We start from the raw sequence: 10,580 nt of genomic DNA, 5'->3' as shown, positions 1-10,580 counted from the left end.
TACGCAGGGGAGGGGAGAGACGGGCGGACAGTGGGGTGGCGGACGAGGAAGAACGGGAAAATGCTATGCTGACCGAGGATGGCGTGCCGGATTGCGAAAGCTGCGGGGCCTGTTGCGCCTACTCCTGGGAATGGCCCACCTTCATCGGCGATTGGGACGGTGAAGAGATCATGGAGCACTTGAAGGAGGACGGGCGCATGCGGTGCAACGGCAACCGCTGCGCCGCCCTGATGGGAACCCTCGGCGAGTCCGTCTTTTGCAGCGTCTATGAGCACCGCCCCTTGGTGTGCCGGGAATTCACCGCGGGAAGCGACGCCTGTCACACCGTCAGGTCTCAACTGGGGCTGCAAGATTGAACCACGCGCCGACCCGGTGACGCAGGCTGCGCCGACGGTCCTCTTCCGGGGCCGGGGCGATGTCCCAATCCCAGACGCGGTCGGGAGAGGGAAGATCAAGCCCCCAGAGCGAGGTCTCGCGCTCCTGAATGGCGCCACTCTCCATCCAGAGACTTTCCGTGTCGGTGAAGAGCGTGACCTGTTCGGCGACGCGGGAAAGCCAGGAGCGATGCGTCTGCGCCAGGGTTCGGGCAAAGCGGTCCCGCTCCGCCTCCGGCGTGTTCGGTGCCTTGCGGTCGATGGCGTCCAAGGGCAGAAGCGGGAGCTGCGACAGGAGATTGCAGGACAGGGCAAAGGCGAACCGCTCCCCCGGCAGGTCCGGCGGTGAGGGTAAGGGAAGCGGGGAGCCATCGGAAAGAGCGGCATCCAGCGGCGCCAGCGCACCGGTGACGTCGAGAGTGAGCAGGCGGACGTTGGGATGGCGCCGCGCCTGCAGGCGTGCGGTGTGGGTGTGAACCATGTCGACCAGCACCACTTCGCCGAATCGCTCGGCCAGCAGCGGCAGCGGAACCTCGATCAGCAAGCCGGACCCCGCCACCAGTGCCCGCCCACCCCGTGGCGCCCGCTCGGCGGCCTCCTGGACAAAGCGGCGGCAGGCATCGACGTGGGGAGCCCAGGCCTGCCTCTGACGGCGGTGGCGCGCGCCGAGGGCCACTGCTTCCGCCAGATAGCCGTAACGGCGGGCCAAGGGCGGGCAGGGCGTGCTCAGATATTCGAAGGCTTCCCTCAGCATGGCCGCGTCCTGCTCCGCGCGTCTTTCACCGGTCCGGTCCTTGCCCCGAAGGGAACCCCCTTGACCGGAACGGGTGGCAGGGTACCTATGGCGGCATGGTGGAGATCAAGAGGAAAGCGGCCCTGGTCACCGGGGCGGGAAAGCGGATCGGACGCGCCATCGCGCTCGACCTCGCGGCGCGTGGCTGGCGGGTGGGGGTGCATTTCGGGCATTCCCGCAGCGAGGCCGACGCGGTGGTGACGCAAATCGTCGGACAGGGTGGCGTCGCCGTGGCGCTTCAGGCCGATCTGGAGCGCGAGCTGGACGCTCAGGCGCTGGTGCCCGAAGCCGTCGAGCGGCTGGGCGCGCTGTCGCTGCTGGTCAACAACGCCTCCCGCTTCGAACGGGACGAGGTGGAGAACGTGACCCGCGAGTCCTGGGACCGCCATATGGAAGCGAATCTTCGCGCTCCCTTCGTGTTGAGCCAAGCCTTCGCGGCTCAGGTGTCGGGCGGTGCGGAGGGGTTGATCGTCAATATGATCGATCAGCGGGTGTGGAACCTCACCCCGCACTTCATCTCCTACACCCTTTCGAAGGCCGGCCTGTGGACATTGACCCAGACGCTCGCCATGGCGCTCGCCCCGCGCATCCGGGTCAACGCGATCGGGCCAGGGCCAACACTGAAAAATGTCCGGCAGACGGATGAGGAGTTCGCCGCGCAGCGTGACGCGACTCCGTTGAGGCGCGGTCCCTCGCCGGAGGAGATCTGCGCGGCTTTGCGCTTCCTCATCGACGCGCCGTCGGTCACCGGGCAAATGGTCGCCCTCGACGGTGGCGAGCATCTGGGATGGGCGCAGCCGTCCCTGGGATTCGTGCCAACGGAATAGGCGGTTCGGCCAGGGGCCGTCTGGCCGTTCAGCGACCAATCCCATGGTCGGTCGGGCACCCCGGCAAGAGGACCGCGCGTTGTACACATCCGGCCTCATCGGCGCAAGGGGCTGTTTGCACGATCCGGAAAAATAGCGACACAGCGCCAAAGTGCCGACTTGACTCGGGGCGTCTCCAGTAAAAACAAAGGCTTAGGTGAAATGCCTAATTTTTGTGCATAGCTTTCGAATCCCTTGGGCCGCCTTGGTTCCGCTGGGGTAACTCTTGGGTTATCGACACACTTATCCACAGGAGTCGTGGATATCCCGACGAGTGCCCACCGAAGAGGTGAGTCGTTCGTCTTAACCATTCAGGACAGGGGGTGGTTGACCCCCTTCCAGGACCCGACGACATTCGAGACATGGCTGATACCGCAGACACCCCCACGGACCTCATTCTCCCGGAGGCGGACGGCGCCGAGCTTCTGGGCGCCGACGCTCCAGGCGCGGATGCCCAAGGCGTGGACAAGACGCCCCGCACGCGACGGCGCCCCGCCGATCTCGCCCGGGGGGCGGAGGTGATCCGCGACCATCTGAAGACCCTGCCGCAGACGCCCGGCGTCTACCGCATGCTGGCGGGCGACGGGGCCGTGCTCTATGTCGGCAAGGCCAAGAACCTGAAGCGGCGGGTGTTCAACTACACCCAGGTCAACCGCCTGCCCGTGCGGCTGCAGCGCATGGTGTCGGAAACGGAGACCATGGAGTTCGTCACGACCCACACCGAGGTCGAGGCGCTGCTCCTCGAATCGAACCTGATCAAGCGGCTGATGCCGCGCTACAACGTGCTGCTGCGGGACGACAAGACCTTCCCGCACATCATGATCACCAAGGATCACGACTATCCGCAGCTGACCAAGCACCGGGGCGCGCGGTCGCGCGACGCCGACTATTTCGGCCCCTTCGCCTCGGCGGGGGCGGTCAACCGGACGATCACCGCGCTCCAGCGCGCCTTCCTGCTGCGCAACTGCGCCGACACGGTGTTCGCCGCGCGCACCCGGCCCTGTCTGCAGTACCAGATCAAGCGCTGCACCGCGCCCTGCGTGGAGCGGGTCAGCCCGGCGGAGTATCAGGCGCAGGTCGATCAGGCCCGCGCCTTCCTGTCCGGCAAGAGCCGGGACATCCAGACGGAGTTCGTCGCGGAGATGACCAAGGCGGCGGAGAATCTCGACTACGAGACCGCCGCCCGCTACCGCGATCGTATCCGGGCGTTGACCGCGGTGCAGGCGCACCAGGACATCAACGTCGAAGGGGTGGTCGAGGACGCCGACGTGATCGCCGCCTACGCGGAGGGCGGGATGACCTGCGTGCAGGTGTTCTTCTTCCGCGGCGGGCGGAACTACGGCAACCGCGCCTACTTCCCCAGCCACGACAAGAGCGCCGAGACCCCGGAGGTGCTGGCCGCCTTCATCGCCCAGTTCTACGAGAACAAGGCGGCCCCCGGCCTCGTCCTGGTCAGCCACGACCTGCCGGAGCAGGAACTGCTGACCGAGGCCCTGGCGCTGCGCGCCGGCCATCGGGTGGAACTGGCCGCGCCCAAGCGGGGCGACAAGCGCCGCATCGTCGAACACGCCCTGACCAACGCGCGCGAGGCCCATGGGCGGCGGCTGGCCGAAAGCTCGTCGCAGGCGCGGCTGCTCGACGGGGTGGCGTCGGTCTTCGGGCTGGACGGCCCGCCGCAGCGGATCGAGGTTTACGACAACTCCCACGTCCAGGGTGCCCACGCCATCGGCGCCATGATCGTCGCCGGGCCGGAGGGCTTCATCAAGAACGCCTACCGCAAGTTCAACATCAAAACCGAGGGCGCCGCCGGCGACGACTTCGCGATGATGCGCGAGGTCATGGCCCGCCGCTTCGGTCGGGCGATCAAGGAGGACCCGGAGCGGACTCAGGGCACCTGGCCCGATCTGGTGCTGATCGACGGCGGCGTCGGGCAGCTCAACATGGCGCTGGGCGTGCTGGCTGATCTGGGGATCGACGACGTGACGCTGGTCGGAATCGCCAAGGGGCCGGACCGCGACGCCGGGCGGGAGCGCTTCTTCATGCCGGACCGCGCGCCGTTCCAGCTGGAAATGCGCGACCCGGTGCTCTATTTCCTGCAACGGCTGCGGGACGAGGCGCACCGCTTCGCCATCGGCACCCATCGGGCGAAGCGCACCAAGGCGTTGGGGAAATCGATGATCGACGAGATTCCCGGAATCGGACCCGGCCGGAAGAAGGCCCTGCTTCACCATTTCGGGAGCGCCGTCGCCGTCTCCCGCGCCGGACTGGCGGATTTGGAGTCGGTCGAAGGGATCAGCAAGACGGTGGCGAAAAAGATATACGATCATTTCCATTCAGACGGTTAGAATGACGCCGCCCGCCGCGCGTTTCCCCCGATTCCAGAGTTGCGACCGATGCTGACCAGCCTGCCGAACCTGCTCACCCTGTCGCGCATCGCGGTGATTCCCGTCGTGGTCGGGTTGTTCTACGTGCCGGAGGCGTGGGCCGCCTATACGGCCTGCGCCCTGTTCGCCGCGGCCTGCATCACCGACTGGTTCGACGGCTATCTGGCCCGCGCCTGGGAGCAGGAAAGCGTCATCGGCAAATTCCTCGACCCGATCGCGGACAAGCTGCTGGTCGCCGCGACTCTGATCATGCTGGTCGCCTTCGCCCGGCTGTCCGGTCTGTCGGTGCTGGCCGCCGTGGTCATCCTGCTGCGCGAGGTCCTGGTGTCCGGCCTGCGCGAATATCTGGCCGGGCTGAACGTCGGGGTGCCGGTCACCTGGATGGCCAAGTGGAAGACGACGATCCAGATGGTGGCGATCGGCTTCCTGATCGTCGGCGACTACGGCCCGGTCCACATCCCGGTCACGCTGATCGGCACGCTGGGCCTGTGGGTGGCGGCGATCCTCACCTTCGTCACCGGCTGGGATTACATGCGCGCCGGGCTGAAGCACATGATGGCCCACCAGCCGGTCAAGCCGCAAAAGGGCGCTCCGGGGAACCCGGCCCGCACGCCGGGCTGAATCGCTTTCCAGCGGCCGCTTTCCTGGGGTCAGTTTTCCGGCACATGGCAGAGCGGGCCGCCATTCCGGTTTGTCCGTTCGCATGCCCGTGTGTTTCTGCTATGTGACCGGGGAACGCCCGCGCAGCGATGGGCGGCAAGGCGGAGGATAGAGGCTTCCATGAAGATGTTCGGCCTGACGGGGTGGAGCGGCAGCGGCAAGACGACGCTGATCGTTCGCCTGATCCCGGCGCTGATCCGGCGCGGCCTGACCGTTTCGACCATGAAGCACGCGCACAAGGGCTTCGACATCGATCATCGCGGCAAGGACAGCCACAACCACCGCGAGGCCGGCGCCACGGAGGTTCTGGTCAGCTCGCCCCGCCGCTGGGCGCTGATGCACGAGATCCGGGACGACGAGCCGGAATTGTCCCTGGCGGAACTGCTGCCGAAGCTGTCGCCCGTCGACCTGCTGCTGATCGAGGGGTTCAAGCGCGAGCCGCACGAGAAGATCGAGGTGTGGCGCGCCTCGGTGGGCAAGCCGCTGATCGCGCGCGACGATCCGAGCATCGTCGCGATCGCCAGCGACGGTCCGGTCCCGGACGCCAGGGTGCCCGTCTTCGACCTGGGCGACGAGGAGGGCATCGCCTCCTTCATCATCGAGCGTTGCGCGCTGGACCGGTGCGGGGCGACGGGGCAGGCTGTCTGAGACGGCGGTGTGCGGGGGTGGAGTGGAGCGATGGCTCAGCTTAGCGACGATTGCTTCGCCTTCGGCGGGGAGATGATGGCGGTGGACCGGGCGCTGGAGCTTCTCTCCGGCCGCCTCCATCCCGTCACCGCGACCCGCCGGATCGGTCTTGCCAACTCCCTTGGCCATGTGCTGGCCGAGGATGTCGTTGCTCCGTTCAACGTGCCGCCGCACGACAATTCGGCGGTGGACGGCTACGCGGTCTTCTTCGACGACCTGACGCCCGACGCGGCCACGCTGCTGCCGGTCACGGCGCGCGTCGCAGCCGGCCATGCGCTGGACCGTCCCGGACGGCGCGGCGAGGCGGTGCGCATCTTCACCGGCGCCCCGATGCCCGAAGGCTTCGACACGGTGCTGATGCAGGAAGACTGCAAGGCGGAGGAGGGCTCCGTCGCCATTCCCCCCGGCATCCGGCGCGGCGCCAACCGCCGCCGCGCCGGGGAGGACATGGCGCGGGGAAGCACCGTCCTGACCGCCGGCCGCCGGCTGCGGGCGGAGGACATCGGCCTGCTCGCCTCGCTGGGGCGGCGGGAGGTGACGGTGCGCACCGCCCTGCGTGTCGCCGTCTTCTCCACCGGGGACGAGGTGCGGGAGCCGGGCGTGCCGCTGGAGCCGGGCTGCATCTACGACGCCAACCGCTTTGCCCTGATCGCCGCGCTGCGCCAGCTCGGCTGCGGCGTGACCGACCTCGGCATCCTGCCCGACCGCCTCGACGCCGTTCGCGGCGCGTTGGAAGAGGCGGCGGGGACGCACGACGTTCTCATCACCTCCGGCGGCATGTCCACCGGGGAGGAGGACCACGTCAAAGCGGCGGTGGAAGCGTTGGGCGGCCTGCATTTCTGGCGGCTGGCGATAAAGCCGGGGCGCCCGGTGGCTCTGGGCACGGTCAAGGGCGGAACCAAGGGGGCGGCCGTCTTTGTCGGCTTGCCGGGCAACCCGGTGGCGGTCATGGTCACCTTCCTGCGCATCGCTCGCCCGATCCTGCTCCGGCTGATGGGGGCGGCCGACGAGGCGCCCGCCTTGTTCCCGCTGCGCGCGGGCTTTACCTACAAGAAGAAGGCGGGGCGGCGCGAGTATGTGCGGGCCACGCTCGCCCGCGCCGCCGACGGGGTTTTGACCGCGGTCAAGCACCCCCGCGACGGGGCGGGCATCCTGTCGTCGATGGTCGAGTCCGACGGGCTCGTCGAACTGCCGGAAGAGATCACCCGCATCGAGCCGGGGATGATCGTGGATTTCCTGCCTTTCAGTGAGGTTCGGTGATGAAGATCCTCTATTTCGCCTGGCTGCGCACCAAGATCGGCGTGGCGACCGAGACGGTGGACCTGCCGGCGGAGGTCCGGGACGTCGGCGCTCTGGTAGCGTGGCTGAAGACCCGCAGCCCGAAGCACGCCGACGCGCTCGCCAACAGCACGGTGGTCAAGGTCGCGGTGAACCAGGAGCATGTGCCCTACGACCACCCGGTCGGCCCCGGCGACGAGGTGGCCCTGTTCCCGCCGGTGACCGGCGGCTGAGGAAGGAAACTTTGCCGTGACGGTGAAGGTGCAGAGCGAGGATTTCGACGTCGGGGCGGAACTGGCCGCGATGACCGGCGGCAAGACCGGCATCGGCGGGGTGACCCTGTTCGTCGGGCTGGTCCGCGACATGGCCGGCGGCGAGTCCGTCAGCGCCATGACGCTGGAGCATTATCCCGGCATGACCGAGCGGCAGTTGGAGGCGATCGAGGCGGAGGCGCGGGCGCGTTGGCCGCTGGACGACGCGCTGATCATCCACCGCTACGGGCGGCTGGAACCGGGCGACCGGATCGTGCTGGTCGTCACCGCCAGCGCCCACCGCGAGGCGGCCTTTGAAAGCTGCCACTTCCTGATCGACTGGCTCAAGACCAAGGCGCCCTTCTGGAAGATGGAGGCCACCCCGGAGGGCGAGCGCTGGGTGGAGGCCAAGGAATCCGACGACACGGCGGCGGCCCGCTGGACGAAACCGGCGTGAGGTGAGAGGCAGGGCACAGACGGCGCCCTCCTCGGGGTGATTGGATCCGCTCCCGCGCAAGGCTGTGCGCGCATGCGGAGCGTCCGATCATGCGAACCCGGTTCCTGCTCACCGGACTGGTGGCCCTGTCGCTGGGCGCTTTCCTGACGTGCCCGGTTCAAGGGAAGGAGCGGCAAACGGCGGAGCGGGTTCTGACCGACCCGGTCGGCGGCTGTCGCGTCCGCGATCCTGATCCGAGCCGGGGGAAGTCCGTCCGCTGGACCGGCGCCTGCCGCAACGGTTTCGCCCATGGTGCCGGTGTTCTTGAAACGTTCAATGGTGCGGAACCGGTGGACTGGACCGAGGCGGTCTTCGTCGATGGCCGGGCCGAGGGGCCGGGACGCAGCGGGCGTGAGGATGGGACGATCTTCGAGGGCCGTTTCCGGCATGGCCTCGCCACCGGCCCGGGAACGCTGACTCTGCCGGATGGTCACCGCTACGTCGGCGGATTCGCGTTCGGACGCCCGACCGGGCAGGGGGAGTTCGTCGCCTCCATGGGGTTGCGCTACCGTGCGCGGGTCGACCGCGACGGGCGGGTGTGGCCCGGCGCGCTTCTCGGCTCGAAGCCTGCCGAGCCCATCCGGTCGGTCGAGCGGCCGGAACCGCGGGGCAGGGCGGCGCCGGGCAGCCTGGAGGAGTGGCTGCGCACACCGCCGTGGGACTACCGCGATCCGCCGCCGAGCGATGCGAACCGGCGTTGACCAGCTTTGCACAGGCGGCGTTTGCCAGACGCGCCGCTCCGTGGTGACATCCGGAACCCCTTCGGAAGACGGCGATGAACTGGCAGACCCTCGGATTCTTCTTCGCGACGGCCTTCGTACTGTCGATGACGCCCGGCCCCAACATGCTGCTGGCGATGAGCCTCGGCCTGCGCTACGGCGTCCGCCGCGCGGCCTGGGGCGGGCTGGGCATGTGCGTGGCGCTGACGACGATGGCCACCCTGTCGGTGCTCGGACTCGGCGCCCTGCTGGCGGCGTCGGAGCCGGCCTTCCAGGCGGTGAAGTGGGCGGGCGTGGCCTATCTGACCTGGCTCGGCATCGCCGCGTGGCGGGCGCCGGTGCCGGACGGCTCGCCGCGCGTCGGCGCCGCCGCGGCGGCGGAGGAAGCCCCGGCCCATCGCCTGTTCCTGCGCGGGCTGCTGGTCGCCTTCAGCAACCCGAAGGCTCTGGTCTTCATGGCCGCCCTGTTCCCGCAGTTCATCGACCCGGCGGCCCCGCTGATGCCGCAGTTGGTGGCGCTGGTGGCGATCATGGTGGTGATCGAGTTCGGCTGGATCATGGCATACGCCACCGGGGGCAACAGCATCGGCGCCCGGCTGACCAGCGGGTCCGCGGCCCGCACCCTCAACCGCCTGACCGGCGGCTTGATGATCGGCGCAGGCGGGCTGCTGGCGCTCGCCCGCCGGCTGTGATCGCCCACCGTTTGTGATTGCTCAGTCCATCCGGCGGAGGGTCGTCTCCAGACGGCCCTTGCCGGAGCGGTCCAGCCAAGCGGCGGACAGGCGCCCGTCCGTCCGGATGCTGTAGCGCAGCACGTTGCGCCCCTTCTCATCGAACACCAGCTCGTCGTTCTCGATGCGGCCCTTGCGCTGGGCGCGCTCCATCGGCTGGTCGGCCTCCATGCCCGGTCCCAGCACATAATCGGCGTAGACGGCGTCGCCTTCGATCCGGTCCACCGCCAGCGCGATCTCCCGCCCGTTGATGTAGGCGCCGTACCAGACGCCGAGGAAGGAGCGGGCGCCGGTGCCCGCCGGAGAGGAGGTGCCGCTGCCGGTGCGCGGCTCCGGCACCGCGGCCCGCATCAGCTCCGCGCTCGGCGTGCGGCCCCAGGATTCGTCGCAGGACGGGTCGCCCCGGCGCGGCGGCGCCTCGGCGAAGCGCAGGATGCAGGACCCGAAGCGCCGGACGAACATGCCGGTCGTCGCGGCGCCGTGGCCGGTCAGCAGGGCCGGCTGATCGACCACGATGTGGTCCAGCCCGCGCGAGGACAGGATGCCGCGCGCCGATTCCCCGCGTCCGCCGGGGTCGAAATCGTCACCATGGAAGAAGAACAGCATCACACGCGCGCTGTGGATGCCGCGCAGGATCGGCCAGAGCTGCGCCGCGTTGTCGCGGAAGCTGTCGTAGGAGTCGGAAAAGTTGCCGAAGGCCGCGGGAGCGGTGCCGACGACGGCGTCCACCCGGTCGCTCTGCCCGGCGGCCATCAGCGAGATGAAGGCGCCGAAGGACTGGCCGGTCAGCACGACTTTGCGATAGCCACGGTCCTTCAATTGATCGGCGTAGCCCGCCAGCGCGCGGGAGCTGTTCGGCAGGGTGTCGCTGACCCGCATACGATCCAGACGGAACACGTCCCATCCGGCGTCTCTCATGGTCTTCATGTAGAGTGGGGTGGGGGCGTTCGAATCCTCCACCTCCACGGACCGGCCGTGGCTCCACACCACCGCGCCGCGGGCCATCGTCGGGCCGAGCAGGGTGCCGTCGCCATAGGCCGGGTTCAGGTGAATCTGGGCCGCCGCCGTCTGCGCCGTACCGAGCATTGCCAACGCCGCCACCAATCCAAGCAGCGCCTGTCCGACTGTCCGCCTCATCCTTCCACGCTCCTGTCTGCGGGCGTGGAAAGGGTCCAGGAATATGGTTAACCCGACCTTTCCATCGGACCGGGCCGGCGTTTGTCACGGAGTGTTGTCACAGCCCCATCGGTGCGGGCGGCCTGCGTCAGAAGGTCCATCGATTGCAAATGCGAATGACTCGCAAATTAGGCGCGGATCGTCTAAGGTCAGTTCCGTCACTTC

At 68.5% G+C, this 10,580-nt stretch carries 12 protein-coding genes; 10 read left to right on the top strand and 2 right to left on the bottom strand.

What is annotated here, in order from left to right; translation table 11 throughout:
- A partial coding sequence (locus ACWPN7_RS25750) for a YkgJ family cysteine cluster protein (RefSeq protein ID WP_492273485.1) occupies positions 1-356 on the top strand: 356 nt, incomplete at its 5' end.
- On the opposite strand, the gene ACWPN7_RS25745 is transcribed toward ACWPN7_RS25750, so the two are convergent.
- Positions 328-1,128 (bottom strand): hypothetical protein, encoded by an 801-nt coding sequence (locus tag ACWPN7_RS25745; protein ID WP_459196611.1) that lies wholly within the window; start codon positions 1,126-1,128, stop codon positions 328-330. The genes ACWPN7_RS25750 and ACWPN7_RS25745 overlap by 29 nt on opposite strands.
- Positions 1,129-1,223: 95 nt before the next feature.
- Between ACWPN7_RS25745 and ACWPN7_RS25740 the strand changes: the two genes are divergently transcribed.
- The 9 genes from ACWPN7_RS25740 to ACWPN7_RS25700 all read left to right on the top strand — a co-directional run bounded on the left by ACWPN7_RS25740 (position 1,224) and on the right by ACWPN7_RS25700 (position 9,200).
- The gene (locus ACWPN7_RS25740) at positions 1,224-1,994 is read left to right on the top strand and encodes an SDR family oxidoreductase (RefSeq protein WP_459196610.1); all 771 of its coding nucleotides are present in this window, start codon (positions 1,224-1,226) and stop codon (positions 1,992-1,994) included.
- A gap of 401 nt (positions 1,995-2,395) precedes the next feature.
- The gene (gene uvrC / locus ACWPN7_RS25735; protein ID WP_349619880.1) at positions 2,396-4,378 is read left to right on the top strand and encodes an excinuclease ABC subunit UvrC; all 1,983 of its coding nucleotides are present in this window, start codon (positions 2,396-2,398) and stop codon (positions 4,376-4,378) included.
- A gap of 48 nt (positions 4,379-4,426) precedes the next feature.
- Positions 4,427-5,038, top strand: coding sequence for a CDP-diacylglycerol--glycerol-3-phosphate 3-phosphatidyltransferase (pgsA, locus tag ACWPN7_RS25730; RefSeq protein ID WP_051657843.1), 612 nt, complete (start codon positions 4,427-4,429; stop codon positions 5,036-5,038).
- Positions 5,039-5,197: 159 nt separating this feature from the next.
- Entirely contained in the window at positions 5,198-5,725 is a 528-nt protein-coding gene (gene mobB, locus ACWPN7_RS25725; RefSeq protein ID WP_149648769.1) for a molybdopterin-guanine dinucleotide biosynthesis protein B, read from the top strand.
- A gap of 30 nt (positions 5,726-5,755) precedes the next feature.
- Positions 5,756-7,024 carry a molybdopterin molybdotransferase MoeA gene (moeA, locus tag ACWPN7_RS25720; protein ID WP_492273484.1) on the top strand — a complete coding sequence of 423 codons (1,269 nt, stop codon included), beginning with the start codon at positions 5,756-5,758 and terminating at the stop codon, positions 7,022-7,024.
- On the top strand, positions 7,024-7,275 hold the full coding sequence (gene moaD, locus ACWPN7_RS25715; RefSeq protein WP_038527886.1) for a molybdopterin converting factor subunit 1: 252 nt from the start codon (positions 7,024-7,026) through the stop codon (positions 7,273-7,275). The genes moeA and moaD overlap by 1 nt, the downstream gene beginning before the upstream one ends.
- A 16-nt stretch (positions 7,276-7,291) precedes the next feature.
- Entirely contained in the window at positions 7,292-7,750 is a 459-nt protein-coding gene (locus tag ACWPN7_RS25710; protein WP_459196608.1) for a molybdenum cofactor biosynthesis protein MoaE, read from the top strand.
- Between the two features lie 89 nt (positions 7,751-7,839).
- Entirely contained in the window at positions 7,840-8,490 is a 651-nt protein-coding gene (locus ACWPN7_RS25705) for an MORN repeat-containing protein (RefSeq protein ID WP_459196607.1), read from the top strand.
- Between the two features lie 74 nt (positions 8,491-8,564).
- Positions 8,565-9,200, top strand: a complete 636-nt coding sequence (locus tag ACWPN7_RS25700) for a LysE family translocator (protein WP_038527879.1) — start codon at positions 8,565-8,567, stop codon at positions 9,198-9,200.
- A gap of 21 nt (positions 9,201-9,221) precedes the next feature.
- Here ACWPN7_RS25700 and ACWPN7_RS25695 read toward each other — a convergent pair whose 3' ends face one another.
- A complete protein-coding gene (locus ACWPN7_RS25695; protein WP_459196606.1) occupies positions 9,222-10,376 on the bottom strand; it encodes an alpha/beta fold hydrolase in 1,155 nt (384 codons plus the stop codon).
- Positions 10,377-10,580: the final 204 nt, after the last annotated feature.

Source organism: Azospirillum sp. UENF 312511, assembly GCF_058780635.1.
Note: the sequence above shows the minus strand (reverse complement) of the source record. Positions and strands in the feature narration are given on the sequence as shown.